The organism is Streptomyces sp. NPDC126510, assembly GCF_040302345.1.
Classification (GTDB): Bacteria; Actinomycetota; Actinomycetes; order Streptomycetales; family Streptomycetaceae; genus Streptomyces.
The window spans coordinates 1-15533 of sequence record NZ_JBEORR010000052.1; the positions used below are offsets into that span (position 1 = coordinate 1).

At 71.5% G+C, this 15533-nt stretch carries 15 protein-coding genes; 2 read left to right on the forward strand and 13 right to left on the reverse strand.

The window, feature by feature from the left end; genetic code table 11:
• Window positions 1-91: 91 nt before the first annotated feature.
• Window positions 92-328, reverse strand: coding sequence for a GlsB/YeaQ/YmgE family stress response membrane protein (locus ABTX60_RS40495; protein ID WP_352101764.1), 237 nt, complete (start codon window positions 326-328; stop codon window positions 92-94).
• Between the two features lie 193 nt (window positions 329-521).
• Between ABTX60_RS40495 and ABTX60_RS40500 the strand changes: the two genes are divergently transcribed.
• Window positions 522-1784, forward strand: coding sequence for an APC family permease (locus ABTX60_RS40500; protein WP_352101765.1), 1263 nt, complete (start codon window positions 522-524; stop codon window positions 1782-1784).
• Between the two features lie 322 nt (window positions 1785-2106).
• On the opposite strand, the gene ABTX60_RS40505 is transcribed toward ABTX60_RS40500, so the two are convergent.
• The 12 genes from ABTX60_RS40505 to ABTX60_RS40560 form a co-directional block, all read right to left on the reverse strand.
• Entirely contained in the window at window positions 2107-2499 is a 393-nt protein-coding gene (locus tag ABTX60_RS40505; protein WP_344459202.1) for a YccF domain-containing protein, read from the reverse strand.
• A complete protein-coding gene (gene htpX / locus ABTX60_RS40510; RefSeq protein WP_352101766.1) occupies window positions 2496-3359 on the reverse strand; it encodes a zinc metalloprotease HtpX in 864 nt (287 codons plus the stop codon). The genes ABTX60_RS40505 and htpX overlap by 4 nt, the downstream gene beginning before the upstream one ends.
• 266 nt (window positions 3360-3625) lie before the next feature.
• The gene (locus ABTX60_RS40515; RefSeq protein ID WP_352101767.1) at window positions 3626-5149 is read right to left on the reverse strand and encodes an NADH-quinone oxidoreductase subunit N; all 1524 of its coding nucleotides are present in this window, start codon (window positions 5147-5149) and stop codon (window positions 3626-3628) included.
• The gene (locus tag ABTX60_RS40520) at window positions 5146-6720 is read right to left on the reverse strand and encodes a complex I subunit 4 family protein (RefSeq protein ID WP_352101768.1); all 1575 of its coding nucleotides are present in this window, start codon (window positions 6718-6720) and stop codon (window positions 5146-5148) included. The genes ABTX60_RS40515 and ABTX60_RS40520 overlap by 4 nt, the downstream gene beginning before the upstream one ends.
• Before the next feature lie 6 nt (window positions 6721-6726).
• Window positions 6727-8721 carry an NADH-quinone oxidoreductase subunit 5 family protein gene (locus tag ABTX60_RS40525; RefSeq protein WP_352101769.1) on the reverse strand — a complete coding sequence of 665 codons (1995 nt, stop codon included), beginning with the start codon at window positions 8719-8721 and terminating at the stop codon, window positions 6727-6729.
• The gene (nuoK, locus tag ABTX60_RS40530; RefSeq protein ID WP_352101770.1) at window positions 8718-9116 is read right to left on the reverse strand and encodes an NADH-quinone oxidoreductase subunit NuoK; all 399 of its coding nucleotides are present in this window, start codon (window positions 9114-9116) and stop codon (window positions 8718-8720) included. The genes ABTX60_RS40525 and nuoK overlap by 4 nt, the downstream gene beginning before the upstream one ends.
• Window positions 9116-9805, reverse strand: a complete 690-nt coding sequence (locus ABTX60_RS40535; protein WP_352101771.1) for an NADH-quinone oxidoreductase subunit J family protein — start codon at window positions 9803-9805, stop codon at window positions 9116-9118. The genes nuoK and ABTX60_RS40535 overlap by 1 nt, the downstream gene beginning before the upstream one ends.
• Entirely contained in the window at window positions 9802-10596 is a 795-nt protein-coding gene (locus ABTX60_RS40540; RefSeq protein WP_352101772.1) for a NuoI/complex I 23 kDa subunit family protein, read from the reverse strand. The genes ABTX60_RS40535 and ABTX60_RS40540 overlap by 4 nt, the downstream gene beginning before the upstream one ends.
• A 2-nt stretch (window positions 10597-10598) precedes the next feature.
• A complete protein-coding gene (locus tag ABTX60_RS40545) occupies window positions 10599-11567 on the reverse strand; it encodes a complex I subunit 1/NuoH family protein (protein WP_352101773.1) in 969 nt (322 codons plus the stop codon).
• The gene (locus tag ABTX60_RS40550) at window positions 11564-13066 is read right to left on the reverse strand and encodes an NADH-quinone oxidoreductase subunit C (protein WP_352101774.1); all 1503 of its coding nucleotides are present in this window, start codon (window positions 13064-13066) and stop codon (window positions 11564-11566) included. The genes ABTX60_RS40545 and ABTX60_RS40550 overlap by 4 nt, the downstream gene beginning before the upstream one ends.
• Window positions 13063-13677 carry an NADH-quinone oxidoreductase subunit B gene (locus ABTX60_RS40555; protein WP_352101775.1) on the reverse strand — a complete coding sequence of 205 codons (615 nt, stop codon included), beginning with the start codon at window positions 13675-13677 and terminating at the stop codon, window positions 13063-13065. The genes ABTX60_RS40550 and ABTX60_RS40555 overlap by 4 nt, the downstream gene beginning before the upstream one ends.
• Window positions 13668-14075, reverse strand: a complete 408-nt coding sequence (locus ABTX60_RS40560; RefSeq protein ID WP_352101776.1) for an NADH-quinone oxidoreductase subunit A — start codon at window positions 14073-14075, stop codon at window positions 13668-13670. Before ABTX60_RS40560 ends, ABTX60_RS40555 begins: the two co-directional genes overlap by 10 nt.
• 224 nt (window positions 14076-14299) lie before the next feature.
• Between ABTX60_RS40560 and ABTX60_RS40565 the strand changes: the two genes are divergently transcribed.
• Window positions 14300-15508, forward strand: a complete 1209-nt coding sequence (locus ABTX60_RS40565; RefSeq protein ID WP_352101777.1) for a sensor histidine kinase — start codon at window positions 14300-14302, stop codon at window positions 15506-15508.
• The last annotated feature ends 25 nt before the right edge of the window (window positions 15509-15533 follow it).

Genomic DNA, 15533 nt, shown 5'->3' on the forward strand with positions numbered 1-15533 from the left:
TCACCCTCGGCGGACGCCTCTGGTATCTCCAGATCCGTGAGGGCGCCGCCTACGCCAAGGAGGCGTCGGGCAACCACGTCCAGCAGGTCGTCTAGGCGATCAGGAGGACGAGCGATCCGCCGATCGCCGCTGCCCAGGTCGCACCGTCGTAGAAGCCCTTGGTGATCGGGTGGTCCATCCAGCGGGCCGAGATCCAGCCGCCGATGAACGCGCCCGCGATGCCGATCAGGGTCGTGCCGATGAGGCCGCCCGGGTCGCGCCCCGGCAGCAGGAACTTCGCGATGGCTCCGGCCAACAGTCCCAGGATGATCCAGCTGATGATCGTCATGCCGTGAACCTGCCCTTTCACGCTGTGCCCGCACTGTCCCGGGCATGTGATCTCGCTTGCGGCAGGCCCGGCCCGTGCGTCGTACCTCGGTCGTCCCGCGCGCGGCCTCCTCGCCCCGCCCGTTCACGCCGTATTGGTGGGGAGGACGCCCCGCCCACGCCCGTCGGTTGCACTGATCAGTAGGGTGCGACGCATGACAGCCTCCGCTCCCGGACTGCGTCGCACGCTCGGCGTGGGCGACGCCGTCGTCATCGGACTCGGCTCGATGGTGGGAGCCGGGATCTTCGCCGCCCTCGCGCCGGCCGCGCACGCCGCCGGCTCCGGGCTTCTCCTCGGGCTGGCCGTGGCCGCCGTGGTCGCGTACTGCAATGCCATGTCGTCGGCTCGCCTCGCCGCCCGGTATCCGGCCTCGGGCGGTACCTATGTGTACGGGCGGGAGCGGCTCGGGGACTTTTGGGGGTATCTCGCGGGCTGGTCGTTCGTGGTCGGGAAGACGGCCTCCTGTGCGGCGATGGCGCTCACCGTGGGCACGTACGTGTGGCCGGGGCAGGCGCACGCGGTGGCGGTCGCGGCCGTGGTGGCACTGACCGCGGTGAACTACGGCGGTGTCCAGAAGTCCGCCTGGCTGACGCGGGTGATCGTGGCGCTCGTCCTGTCGGTCCTCGCATGTGTGGTGGTCGTATGTCTGGCAGCCGGTGAGGCCGATGCCGGGCGGCTGGACATCGGGGTCTCCGGCGGGGCGGACGGGGTGCTGCAGGCGGCCGGTCTGCTGTTCTTCGCCTTCGCGGGATACGCCCGGATCGCGACCCTCGGCGAGGAGGTGCGAGACCCGGAGCGCACCATTCCGCGTGCGATCCCGCTGGCGCTGGGCATCGCCCTGGTGGTCTACCTGTGTGTCGCGGTGGCCGTCCTTTCGGTACTGGGGGCGGGCGGTCTCGGGGCCACGACGGCGCCGCTGGCCGAGGCGGTGCGGGCGGCCGGGGCGCCTTGGCTCGTGCCGGTGGTGCGGGTGGGTGCCGCCGTGGCCGCGCTGGGGTCGCTGCTGGCGCTGATCCTGGGGGTGTCGCGGACGACGCTCGCCATGGCACGCGACCGGCATCTGCCCAGAGCGCTGGCCTCCGTGCATCCGCGGTTCCAGGTGCCGCACCGGGCGGAGCTGGCCGTGGGTGCGGTGGTCGCGGTCCTCGCCGCCACGGTGGACGTCCGGGGCGCGATCGGGTTCTCCTCCTTCGGTGTACTGGCCTACTACGCCGTGGCCAACGCGTCGGCCTGGACCCTGTCTTCGGCGCCGTCGGCAAGGGTGGTGCCGGCGGTGGGACTGGCCGGGTGTGTGGTGCTGGCGTTCTCGCTGCCCGAGGTGTCGGTGTTCGTGGGGGCGGGGGTGCTGGTGCTGGGGGTCGTTGCGTACGCGGTGCGACGGTGGAGGCGGGCAAGGGCCGGGGCAGGGCAACGGTAGGACCGACTCCACGACGGCCCGGGCCTTCAGGAGCCTCTCGACTCGGGCCTCGCACGGCTTCCGGGCCCGGGGCCTTCATGGCCTCTCGGCTCGGATCTTTCACGGCCTCTCGCCACCGTCTGTCCGGCGCCTCTTATCGTGGCGGACGGGTCGGGGCTCGGAGCACAGCCCGCTCGGCGGGTGTTGTGCGTCTCGGTCGTCACTCGGGTCGGCAAGTGCTCGATCGCGGTCATGGGTTCATCATGCGGGCCGCCGCTGACAGCCGGGCGGGCCTGTGGACAATCCCCGGCCTGTGGACAACGGAGGGTCGGCGGCCTCTGCGTCAGCGCACCGCGAACGGCTCGTTCGTCCGCACGATGTCGCGGCCGAGCGGGAGCAACGAGACCGGGATGAGCTTGAAGTTGGCGATGCCCAGCGGGATGCCGATGATCGTGACGCACAGGGCGATGCCGGTGGCGATGTGGCCCAAGGCGAGCCACCAGCCCGCGAGCACCAGCCACAGCACGTTGCCCACACAGGACGGCGCGCCCGCGTCGCGGCGCTCGATCGTCGTGTACCCGAAGGGCCACAGGGCGTAGACGCCGATGCGGAAGGCCGCGATGCCGAACGGGATGCCGATGATGGTGATGCAGAGCAGCAGGCCCGCGAGCATGTAGGCGAGGAACAGCCAGAAGCCGCTCAGGACGAGCCATATGACGTTGAGTATGGTCCTCACTGGTTCCCACCTGCCATCTTTTCGAGCCGGGCGATTCGTTCCGCCATCGGCGGGTGTGTGGAGAACATCTTCGAGAGGCCCTGGCCGGGCCGGAACGGGTTCGCGATCATCATGTGGCTGGCGGTCTCGATGCGCGGCTCGGGCGGCAGGGGGAGCTGCTTCGTGCCGAGTTCGAGCTTGCGCAGGGCGCTGGCCAAGGCGAGCGGGTCGCCGGTGAGCTGGGCACCGGAGGCGTCCGCCTGGTACTCCCGCGAGCGGCTGATGGCCAGTTGGATGAGCGAGGCGGCGAGCGGGCCCAAAAGCATGATCAGCAGCATGCCGAGCAGACCGGGGCCGTCGTCGTCGTCCGAGCGTCCGATGGGGATCAGCCAGGCGAAGTTGACCAGGAACATGATGACGGAGGCGAGTGCGCCGGCTACCGACGAGATGAGGATGTCGCGGTTGTAGACGTGGCTGAGCTCGTGGCCGATGACGCCGCGCAGCTCGCGCTCGTCCAGCAGACGCAGGATGCCGTCGGTGCAGCACACCGCGGCGTTGCGTGGATTGCGGCCCGTGGCGAAGGCGTTGGGTGCCTCCGTCGGGGAGATGTACAGGCGCGGCATGGGCTGGCGGGCCTGGGTGGAGAGCTCTCGGACCATGCGGTAGAGCGCCGGGGCCTCGAACTCGCTCACCGGACGGGCGCGCATCGCGCGTAGTGCCAGTTTGTCGCTGTTCCAGTACGCGTACGCGTTGGTCGCCAGTGCTACCAGGACGGCGATGACGAGCCCCATGCGGCCGAAGAAGCTGCCGATGACGATGATGAGTGCGGACAGTCCTCCCAGGAGCATCGCTGTCCTGAGCCCGTTGTGCCGGCGGTGCACGGTACGCCCTCCAAGTCGTGCGGCAGGGGGACCCTTGCTTGCTGAATCTGCGGTGCCACTGGTGCCGCGCTCTCACGTCCAGTGGACCCTCCCGTACTGGTCAACGCCAGGCGGGAGGCTCGAGTTCCCTGGTGCGTGCGGCGGCGAGTGTGGACCGGCCGGGTGACGGCGCAGACAAGCGGCACGCGCGCTTGGGGGCGAGTGCCCCGCACGCGCGCTGTGTAAGCGGCCGTCTTTCCGGTGGGGCCGTGGATCCGGAACGAGGTTCAGAAGAGGCCGGTGTCGGTGAAGCGCAGGACCAGCTGGGGTGCGCCGGACAGGGCGATGCCGAGGACACCGGTCAGGGCGATCGCGGCGGTGACCGGTCCCGGGACCCGGTGCTTTTCGGGTTCGCCCTCGGGGGCGCGGAACAGCAGGGCCGTCCACTGGAGGTAGTAGAACAGCGCGATGACGACGTTGACGGCCATGACCACGGCCAGCCAGCCGAGGCCGGCGTCGACGGCCGCCGAGAAGACGGTGACCTTGGCGAAGAGACCGATGATGCCCGGCGGCAGTCCGGCGAGGCAGAGCAGGAAGAACGCCAGGAGCAGCGCGGACAGCGGGCTGGAGGCGTACAGGCCGCGGTAGTCGGCGACTCGGTTGAGGGCCTTCGTGCGGCCTACGAGCGCGGCCACCGCGAAGGCGCCGAGGTTCACGGCGCCGTACATCAGGGCGTAGGCGACGGTGGAGCCGATCGACTTCTCGGCGTCCTCGGAGTACGCGGCGGCGGCGATCGGCACCAGGAGGTAGCCGGCCTGGCCGACGGAGGACCAGGCGAGCAGGCGTACCGCGCTGTACGCGCGCGTGGCCTGCTGGCGCAGGGCTCCGGCGTTGCCCACGGTCATGGTGAGCGCGGCCAGGGCTGCCAGGGCGGGGCCCCAGACGTCGGCGTACGACGGGAGGGCCACGACCGTGACGAGGATGAGGCCGCTGAAGCCGACCGCCTTGCCGATGACCGACAGGTAGGCCGCGATCGGCAGGGGTGCCCCCACGTAGGTGTCGGGGACCCAGAAGTGGAACGGCACAGCGGCCGTCTTGAAGGCGAAGCCGACGAGGGTGAGGACGACGCCGGTCTGGGCGAGGGTGTGGAACTGCCCGTCGACGTGCTGGATGCGGTCGGCGACCTGGGTGAGGTAGAGGGTGCCCGTGGTGGCGTACACGAAGCTGATGCCCATCAGACTGACCGCGGTCGCGGTGACCGAGGACAGGAAGAACTTCAGGGCCGCCTCGGAGGATTTCCGGTCGCCGTACCTGAGGCCGACCAGTGCGAAGGCGGGCAAGGAGGCGACCTCGAGAGCGACGATCAGGGTCGCGAGGTCGCGGGAGGCGGGCAGGAGGGCGGCGCCGGCCGCGGAGGACAGCAGCAGGAACCAGTACTCGCCTTCGGGGAGGTCCTTACGGGCGTCCTTCAGGGCGGTGACCGACAGGAGGGCGGCGAGGAGGGCGCCGCCGAGGACCAGGAACTGGATGACGAGGGTGAAGCGGTCGGCCGTGTAGCTGCACACGGTGGCGTCGCCGGTCAGACAGAAGGTGCTGCGGTCGCCGTCCAGGAGGGGCACCAGCATCAGCGTCGCGGCGGCCAGGCCGGCCACCGATGTCCAGCCGAGCAGGGCTTTGCGGTGGTCGGCGACGAACAGGTCGGCCACCAGGACGACGAGTCCGACGACCGCCACGATGGTGGGCGGGGCGATCGCGAGCCAGTCGACGGACTGGACCAGCGAGGCCGCCAGGGGCTGGGCCGGGGAGCTCATCGGGTGCCTCCTGCGAGCAGCTGCTGGACGGCCGGGTCGCTCAGGCCCAGGAGGGCCCTGGGCCACAGACCCGCGACGACGGTGAGGGCCACGAGCGGGGTCCACGCCGCGAACTCGTAGGAACGGACGTCGGAAAGCGTCTGGGCGTCCTGGGGCAGGGCGCCCATGCAGACGCGGCGGACCACGATCAGCAGATAGGCGGCCGTCAGCAGCGTGCCGAACGCGCCGATCGCCATGAAGGTGAGGAAGGCAGGGCGGCTGAGGCCCTCGGCGGGCCGGAACGCGCCGAACAGGGCCAGCATCTCGCCCCAGAACCCGGCCAGGCCCGGCAGGCCGAGCGAGGCGACGGCGGCGAAGGCGAGCAGGCCCCCGAGGCGCGGGGCCCTGCCGTAGAGGGCGGCGCCGGTCTCCTCGGCGAGAGTGTCGAGGTCGGTGGTGCCGGTGCGGTCCTTCAGCGCGCCGACCAGGAAGAAGAGCAGGCCGGTGATGAGGCCGTGGGCGATGTTGGCGAAGAGGGCGCCGTTCACACCGGTCGGGGTCATGGTGGCGATGCCGAGCAGGACGAAGCCCATGTGGCCGACGGAGGAGTAGGCGATGAGGCGCTTGAGATCGCCCTTCGCGCCCTGCTTGGCGAGGGCCAGGCAGGCCAGCGATCCGTAGATGATGCCGACGACGGCGAGTGCGGCGAGGTAGGGCGCGAAGGTGCGGAACCCGTCGGGTGCGACGGGGAGCAGGATGCGGACGAATCCGTATGTCCCCATCTTCAGCAGCACGCCGGCCAGCAGGACCGAGCCGACGGTCGGCGCGGCGGTGTGGGCGTCGGGCAGCCAGCTGTGCAGCGGCCACATCGGCGTCTTCACCGCGAGCCCGATCCCGATCGCCAGAACGGCGATGATCTGCACGGATGTGCTCAATGACCGGCCGTTGTCAGTGGCGAGTGCCACCATGTCGAACGTGCCCGCCTTGATCCCGATCAGGAGCAGGCCGAGCAGCATGACCACGGAGCCGAGCAGGGTGTAGAGGATGAAGCGCCAGGCGGCCTGGCTCCGGCCCTCGCCGCCCCAGCGGGCGATGAGGAAGTACATCGGGATGAGGACCATCTCGAAGGCGAGGAAGAACAACACCAGGTCGAGGACGGCGAAGGTCGCGAGCGTGCCGGCTTCGAGGACGAGCAGCAGGGCGACGAAGGCCTTCGGGGTGGGGCCTTCCGGCATCTTGAAGTACGAGTAGAGCGCGCAGAGGAAGGTCAGCAGCGCGGTCAGGACCAGAAGGGGGAGGGAGATGCCGTCGATGCCGAGGTGGATGCGTACGTCGAGTGCGGGGATCCAGCTGATGTCCGTGCCGGCCTGCATCTTCGACGGCTGGTCGTGGTCGAAGCCGAGCGCGAGCACGATCGCCGCGATGAGGATCGCGCCGGTGACGGTGACACCGTGCCGGAGGACGGCCTGCTCGGGTGACTTCCCCTTCAGTCCGGGCGGGGCGGGCAGCAGAGCCGCGGCGGCGCCCAGGAGCGGGCCGACGACGACGAACGCCAGAAGGAACTGCATCACGGACTCGTTGATATCGATCACGCCTGCTCACGCTCCCGTGGCGACGAGGACGGCGGCGACCGCGAGGACGACGGCGCCGGCGAGCAGAGCGCTCACATAGGTCTGGACGTTGCCGGTCTGGGCACGCCGTACGGCGGCGCCGAGCCAGCGGGGCAGCGCACCCGCACCGCGGACATAGGTCTCGACGACTTCGCGGTCGAGGAATCTGACGAGGCTCGCCCCGGCCTGGACCGGGCGGACGAAGAGGGCCGTGTACACGGCGTCCAGGTGGAAGCCGGCGGCGGCGTGCCGGTGCAGCGGGCCGAGCAGGAGCCGTCCGGGGTCGGCGGGGTCGGGCGCGTAGGCGATGTCGCCGTAGGCCGGCTCGTGGGTGGCGATGGCTTCCGCCTCGACCTTGGCGGCGTCGCCCTCGGGGTGGGCCGCGACGGCGCCCAGCGGCACGCGGGCCGCGAAGGCGGTGGTGTGCCGCCAGGCGGCGTAGGTGACGATGCCGCCGACCAGGGCCACGCCCGTGCCGAGCACGGAGGTGGTCAGGGTCGGGCCGAGGTCGCGGCCGTCGAACCAGTCGGGCAGCAGGCGGAACGCGAACCCGCCGAGGGCCAGGGACGGCACGGCGAGGACCCACAGCACGACGGTCATCGTCAGGGGCTGCCTGCCGTGGTCGGGAGCTTCGGTGCCCCGGCCGCGGAAGGCGAGCAGCCACAGGCGCATCGCGTAGGCGGCGGTGAGCACGGCCGTGAGCAGACCGGCGACGAGGACGATCCAGCCCGCGGCGGCGGGGGCGTGCTCGGTGTGCCCGGTGACGACGTGCTCGGCGACGCCGAGCACGGCCTCCTTGGAGAAGAAGCCGCTGAACGGCGGGATCGCGGCGAGCGCGAGCAGCGCCACGGTCATCGTCCAGTAGGCGTCGGGGATGCGGTCGCGCAGGTTGCGCATGCGGGACATGGCGGCGAGCGAGTTGGTGCCGGCAGCGTGGATGATCACGCCGGCCGCGAGGAACAGCAGCGCCTTGAAGGCGCCGTGGGACAGGAGGTGGAAGACGGCGGCCCCGCGGTCGCCGACGGCGAGGGCGCCGGTCATGTAGCCGAGCTGGCCGATCGTCGAGTAGGCGAGGACGCGCTTGATGTCGTCCTGGGCGAGCGCGGCGAGCGCCGAGCCGGTCATCGTGACGGCGGCCATGACGGCGAGGACGACCATCGCGGCCTGGGAGGCCTCGAAGACCGGGAGGAGACGGGCGATGAAGTAGACACCGGCGGCGACCATCGTCGCGGCGTGGATCAGGGCGGAGACGGGGGTCGGGCCCGCCATCGCGTCGGGGAGCCAGGTGTGCAGCGGGAACTGCGCCGACTTGCCCGCCACACCCGCGAGGAGCAGCAGTGCGATCAGTGTCGGGTGGTCGAGCCCGCCGCTCGCCACGGTGCCGAGGATGCGGGTGACGCGGAACGAGCCGGCGTCGGTGGCCAGGGCGAACAGGCCGATGAGGAAGGGGACGTCGCCGAGCTTGGTGACCAGGAAGGCCTTGAGGGAGGCGGCACGGGCCTCCGGTGTCTCCCAGTAGTGGCCGACGAGGAAGTAGGAGCAGATGCCCATGACCTCCCAGCCGACCAGCAGCACGATCAGGTCGCCGGAGTAGACGACCAGGAACATCGCGGCGGTGAACAGGGAGACGAGGGCGGCGTAGGAGGGGTAGCGCGGGTCGTCGCGCAGATAGCCGGTCGAGTAGATCTGCACGCAGGAGGCGACCAGGCCGACCAGGACGGCGACGAGGGCGGCGAAGCCGTCGATGTGCAGGGCGAGCTCGATCGGGACCGAGCCGGTGGGGGTGAGTTCCGTGGCCGAGTCGACGGCCGCTCCGCCGCCCTGCCGCACGGCGACCAGCGCGGCGAGCACCAGGGAGGCGAGCGTCGGCAGGACGGCGAGGGGACGGACGAAACCGGGTGCCGTGCGGCCCAGCAGCAGGCCGGCGGCGGCGCCGAGGAACGGAAGGAGGGGGACGAGGACGGCGAGGGTGGTCGTGGTCACGCGGTGGCCTCAGCCTTCTGGGCCTCGTCGGACTGCCCGGCCGGGCGGGCGTCGTGGTCGGGGTCGTCGGGGTCGTGCCGTTCGGCGGTGTCACGGAGCTTGTCGATGTCCGAGGTGCCGCGGTTGCGGTGGACGGCGAGGACGATGGCCAGCCCGATGCCGATCTCGGCGGCGGCGATGGCGATGGTGAACAGGGTCAGGGCCTGACCGGAGTGCAGGGTCTCCCTGGCGGCCTTGCTGAGCCAGACGTCGAAGGCGACCAGGTTGAGGTTGACGGCGTTGAGCATGAGCTCGACCGACATCAGGACGAGGATCGCGTTGCGACGGGCGAGGACGCCGTACAGGCCCGTGCAGAAGAGCAGGGCGGAGAGCACGGCGGGGTAGGCGAGGTGCATCAGCGGGCCCCTTCCTGCTCGGAACGCCCCGAACTGCCTGAACTCTCCGTGATCGTCCGGGAACTCTGGGTGGTTCCCGGGGCGTTCACGGGGGGAGAGCTCGACTCCGCCTTCGCCTTGCGGGACAGGACGATGGCGCCGACCAGGGCGGCGAGGAGGAGGACGGAGAGGGCCTCGAAGGGGAGCACCCAGTTCTGGAAGAGACTCGCGCCGGTGGCCTCGGTGGAGCCGGCGGCGGGGCCGTCCAGGTCGATCCAGGTCGTGCGGAAGGCGTCGACGACGACCCAGACCAGGGCGGCGGCAGCGGCGACGGCCACGGCGAGGGCGGCCCAGCGGTTGCCGGAGTCGGCATCCGGGGAGCGGCCGATGGGGGCCCTGGTGAGCATCAGACCGAACAGGAGGAGGACGACGACGGAACCGACATAGATGAGGACCTGCACCCAGGCGATGAACTCGGCGGTGAGCAGGAGGTACTCGACGGCGAGGCCGCCGAGGGTGACCACCAGCCACAGGGCGGCGTGCACCAGCTGCCTGGTGGTGACGGTGACGAGGGCGGCGCCGAAGGTCACCAGGCCGACGAGGAGGAAGGCGATCTCGACCCCGGTCGGGGAGAGGAAGCCGTTGGTTTGCGCGGCGGCCCCGGTGGCCGGACCGGTCGCGAGGAGAGCGGCGTTTGCGGCGAGCGTCATTCCGCGCCCTCCTGCCCGGGCTTCGGATGACCTGGCTTCGGGTGACCCGGCTCCGGGCGAGTCGGCCTTGGGCGATCCGGCTCCTGGCGATCCGGCTCCTGGCGGCTCGGCTCCCGGCCGTCCGGCTCCGGGCGGTCCGGCTTCGGCTGGTCGGTCTGCTGCTTGGAGTCGCCCTGGGGTCGGGTGGGCTGTTCGGCGGCGCGGGCCTGCTCGTCGGCGTAGGGTTCGGTGGCCGGCGGGGCCTGCTGGGCGGCGAGCTTGTCGGCGGCCTTGCGGGCGGCGGCGAGTTCCTTCGGTTCCTCCGCGCCGGGGTCGAGGGCCGGCGGGGCCGGGACGGTCCACATCCACTCGCGGAGCTTGTCGCGCTCGTGGGTGAGGTCACGGATGTCGGTCTCGGCGTACTCGAACTCAGGGGACCAGAACAGGGCGTCGAAAGGGCAGACCTCGATGCAGATACCGCAGTACATGCACAGGGAGAAGTCGATGGCGAAGCGGTCGAGGACGTTGCGGCTGCGCTCGCGGCCGCCCGGGGCCGCCGGCGGGACCGTCTCCTTGTGGGAGTCGATGTAGATGCACCAGTCCGGGCACTCGCGGGCGCACAGCATGCAGACCGTGCAGTTCTCCTCGAACAGGCCGATCACACCGCGGGTGCGGGGCGGGAGGTCGGGCTGCGCGTCGGGGTACTGCGCGGTGACGGACTTCTTCGTCATCGTGCGGAGGGTGACGGCCAGGCCCTTGACGAGGCCACTGCCGGGGATGCGGGGCCGGGTGGGCGGGAGCGACTCAGCCATGGTTACCGGATCACCACCTTGACGATGCCGGTGAGGGCGATCTGGGCGAGGGAGAGGGGGACGAGGAGGGTCCAGGCGAGCTTTTGGAGCTGGTCCTCGCGCAGGCGCGGGTAGGTGACGCGCAGCCAGATCACGAGGAAGGCGAGGACGGCGGTCTTCAGCAAGGTCCAGACCCAGCCGAGGCCGTCGGCGCCCCAGGGGCCGTGCCAGCCGCCCAGGAAGAGGACGGTGGTCAGGCCGCACAGGACGACGATTCCGGCGTACTCGGCGAGGAGGAAGAGAGCGAAACGGAGGCCGGTGTACTCGGTGTAGGCGCCGAAGATGATCTCCGAGTCGGCGACGGGCATGTCGAAGGGCGGGCGCTGGAGTTCGGCGAGGCCGGCCACGAAGAAGACGATCGCCCCGACGATCTGCCAGGGCAGCCACCACCACTCGAAGGCGTCGAGGATGCCGGGGAGGGAGACGGTGCCGGCCGCCATCGCCACCGAGGCGGCCGTCAGGAGCATCGGCAGTTCGTAGGCGAGGAGCTGGGCGGCGGTGCGCAGGCCGCCGAGGAGGGAGAACTTGTTCGCGGACGCCCAGCCGGCCATGAGCGAGCCGAGGACGCCGACGCCCATGACGGCCAGGACGAAGAAGACGCCCGCGTCGATGACCTGCCCCACGGCTCCCTCGCCGGGGCCGATGGGGATGGCGAGCAGGACGAGGAGGTAGGGCAGGAGGGCGACGGCGGGGGCCAGTTGGAAGATGCGGCGGTCGGCGCCCGCGGGGACGACGTCCTCCTTCTGCGCGAACTTCACGCCGTCGGCGATCAGCTGGGCCCAGCCGTGGAAGCCACCGGCGTACATGGGGCCGAGACGGCCCTGCATGTGGGCCATGACCTTGTGTTCGGTCTGGCCGATGATCAGGGGGAAGGTGAGGAAGACGACGAAGACGACCAGGAGTCGCAGGGCGACGTCGAGCACGTCGTTCACTGCGGGCCTCCTGTGGGGTCGCCGGGGCCGGCGGGGCCGGCCGGATCACCGGTGTCGGTGTCGCCGGGTACGGCGGTGGGCTTCACGTTGCCGTCGGTGGGCTTCGGCTCGTCCGCCGGGTCCGAGGAGCCCGGGGTGTCCGAGGCGCCCGAGCCCGGGGCGTCCGAGGCGGCCGGGGTGCCCGGAGCATCCGGCTCCCCAGGGGCACCAGGGGCACCAGGGGCACCCGGCGAGCTGGTGGGGCTCTCGGGGGTGTCCGAGGGCTCCGGGTTGTCCGCAGGCTCGGAGGTCTGCGGTTCGCCCGACGGCTCGGGAGTGGGCAGCCGCGCTGCCTTCGGCGACGGTTCGGGGGCCGGTTCGTCGAAGGCGGGGCGGGCGTGGTGCCAGGGGGCGTCCGAGCTGCGCGGGGTGCTCGAGGCTGTCGCCGAATCGAGGCCGGGCGTCTCGGGGTCGGGCGTCGCGGTCTCGGGGTCGGGCGTCGCTGGCTCGGGGTCGGGCGTCGCTGGCTCGGGTCCGGGCTGTGGGGATTCGGAGCCGGGCGTCGGGGATGCCGGGTCGCTGGACTGCTGGCTTGCCGATCCCTGCGCCGCCGAGCGGTTTCGGCGCGGCCCCGTCGAAGCCCGGGCAGCCGGCTCACCGGGTGTCGACTGGCTCGCCGAGCCCTCGGCAGCCGTACGCGTCCGACGCGGAACAGCCGGGGCCTGCGCCCCCGAAGCCGGAGTCTGCGCACCGGGGGCCGAAGCCGCCGCGCCCGCACCCACGCCCGGAGGCGGAGTTTCCGTTCCAGCGCCGGACTGGCTCGCCGAGCCTTCCGATGCCGAGCGGGTTCGGCGGGCCGGGCGTTCTCCCGCAGGGCGGGCCGCGGCGCGGGCGGGGCGGTCGCCTGCGGCGCGGGCAGGGCCGCGGGCCGGGCGGGCGGGGGCCGGCGGGAGCTGGCCCTTGAGGGGGCCCCATTCGTTGGGGTCGGGGACGCCGGGGGGCAGCATCTGACGGCGCTTGGGGCCGCCGTGTTCCGATTCGCCCGGCTCCTTCGCCCCGGGCCAGGCCTTGGCGACGCGGGCGGCCAGGACGAAGTCCTTGCGCAGGGGGTGGCCTTCGAAGTTCTCGGGCAGGAGCAGGTGGTCCAGCGCCGGGTGGCCTTCGAAGGTGATGCCGAACATCTCGTACGTCTCGCGTTCGTGCCAGGCGGCGCCCGCGTAGACGGCGACCGCCGAGGGGAGGGTGGGGGCCTCGTGCGGGACGGTCGTACGCAGCAGGAGGCGTCGTACGGGAGAGAGCGCGGCGACGTGGGCCGTGACGCGGAAGCCCGTACCCGGTTCGTCGACGGCGCTCAGCCAGTCGAAATAGGTGCAGCCGAGGCGGTCGCGGGCGGTCTCCAGGGCGGTGATCCAGGCTGCCGGGGGGACGTCGACCGTCAGGACCTCGTAGGACTCCTCGGCCGTGGCGTCCGGGCCGAAGAGTTCCTCGGCGGTGGCGGGGAGCCAGCCGACGGCGGTCATCGCCCCTCCTCCGAGGTCGCCTCCGGTGCGGGCGGCCGCACCAGTCCGCTCTGCAGCGCCGCCGCCGAAGGACGCCCGGCACCGCTGCCGTACCGCTCCCCCAGCGACTCGCGGGCGATCTTCTCCTGGAGCTTGAGGATGCCCTGGAGCAGCGCCTCGGGGCGGGGCGGACAGCCGGGGACGTAGACGTCGACGGGGATGATCTGGTCGACTCCCTTGGTGACGGAGTAGGAGTCCCAGTAGGGGCCGCCGCAGTTGCTGCAGGCGCCGAAGGAGATGACGTACTTCGGTTCCGGCATCTGCTCGTAGAGGCGCTTCACGGCCGGGGCCATCTTGTCCGTGACCGTGCCGGAGACGACCATCAGGTCGGCCTGACGGGGGCCCGGGGCGAACGGGATGACGCCGAGGCGGATGAAGTCGTGGCGGGCCATCGACGCGGCGATGAACTCGATCGCGCAGCAGGCGAGGCCGAAGTTGAAGACCCAGAGCGAGTAGCGGCGGCCCCAGTTGAGGACGACCTTCATCGGCTCGGGGGCGAGGCGGGCCAGGGCGCCCAGCCGCTTGGGCTCGGGCAGCAGAACAGGCTCGGACACCGAGGGGTTCACGTCCATGCCAGGACGCCCTTCTTGTAGGCGTAGAGCAGGCCGACCGCCAGGAAGCCGAGGAAGACGAACATCTCGGCCAGGGTCGTCGCGCCGTAGCCGGGGGCGGCGAAGACGGTCGCCCAGGGGAACAGGAAGATCGAGTCGACGGCGAAGATCACGTAGAGGAAGGCGTACACGTAGTAGCGGACCTGAGTGTGGGCCCAGCCCTCGCCGACGGGATCGACGCCGCACTCGTACGTCAGGAGCTTCTCGGGGGTGGGGACCACGGGCCGCAGCAGGCGGCCGGCGCCGAAGGCGACGGCGACGAACAGCACACCGATCACGGCGAGCAGTCCGACGACCGAGTAGGACTCGAAGTAGTCCGCCGCGACGACGGTCGTGGTGACGACGGTCGGTTCCGGCACGTCCGTCCCTCGCTCCCTCAGAATTCGGACCTGGATCCTTCGACGATGCCGCGGCTCACTGGGATGCCGCCGTTCGACGATCTGTACGCACGGGAGTCTAGGCCCTGATAAGGGCAGGGTAAGCAGCCCGTCACCGCCGGGGATACGGGGGTGGGGTTTTCCCCAGTCGATCCTGGCGGTCCACCTCATGGCGCAGCCGTCCGCCGCCGGGCACGCTAACGCATATGACCCAACGCATCCCGTCCCCGGGCACGACGGCGGCCCGATCGGCCGCCGGGCCGGACGACCGTCCGCCGCCGGCCCGGCTCGCCTATGACCGGCATACCTGGAAGGAGATCGCACACCTGCTGGCGAACCTTCCGGTCGCACTGCTCGGTTTCACCTATGTGGTGACCATGCTGTCCATCGGCTTCGGGCTGACCGTCACGGTGGTCGGATTCCCGCTGCTCGCGGCCGGACTCATGGGCGCGCGGCAGTTGGGCAGGCTGGAGCGGGCGCGGGCCCGGGCGCTGCTCGGGGTGCGGATCGAGGAGCCGAGCCGGCTGCGGCTGCGCGGCGGGGGCGGCTTCTTCCAGCGCCTGTGGCTGCAGCTGAAGGATCCGGTGGGCTGGCGCACGGTGCTGTACGAGTTCATCCGGTTGCCCTGGGGCGTGCTCACCTTCACCGTCACGCTGGTCTCGCTGTTCGTGCTGTGGCCGGTGCTGCCGTTCATCGCGCGGGGGCTGACCAATGCCGACCGGGCCATGGTGCGGGCGCTGCTGTCGCCCTCCGACGAGCTGGAGCGACGGATCGCCGAGCTGGAGTCGGACCGGGGGGTCGTGGTGGACACGGCCGCGGCCGACCTGCGGCGGATCGAGCGGGATCTGCACGACGGGGCACAGGCCCGGCTGGTGGCGCTGGCCATGGGGCTCGGCCTGGCGAAGGAGAAGGTGCTGGAGGATCCCGACGCGGCGGCGGCGATGGTCGAGGAGGCGCACGGCGAGGTGAAGCTGGCGCTGCAGGAACTGCGGGACCTGGCGCGCGGCATCCACCCGGCGGTCCTGACCAACCGCGGCCTGGACGCGGCCCTGTCCTCGGTCGCCTCGCGCTGCACGGTCCCGGTGAAGGTGACGGTCGATCTGCCGCAGCGACCGGCCGCGGCGATCGAGGGCATCGCCTACTTCACCGTCTCGGAGCTGCTGCAGAACGTCAGCAAGCACAGCGGGGCGAAGTCGGCCTCGGTGGATGTGTGGCGGACCAGCACCCGGCTGCTGATCCAGGTGTGGGACGACGGGGGTGGCGGCGCGAGCCTCGACGGCGGTACGGGGATGAAGGGCCTGGCGGACCGGCTGGACGCCGTCGACGGGCTGTTCGTCCTGGAGTCACCCGAGGGCGGCCCGACGACGGTCACGGCGGAACTGCCGTGGCGTGACCGGTCCGAAGCCCGGGGGTAGGGAAAACCCCCCACTCAACACGCCG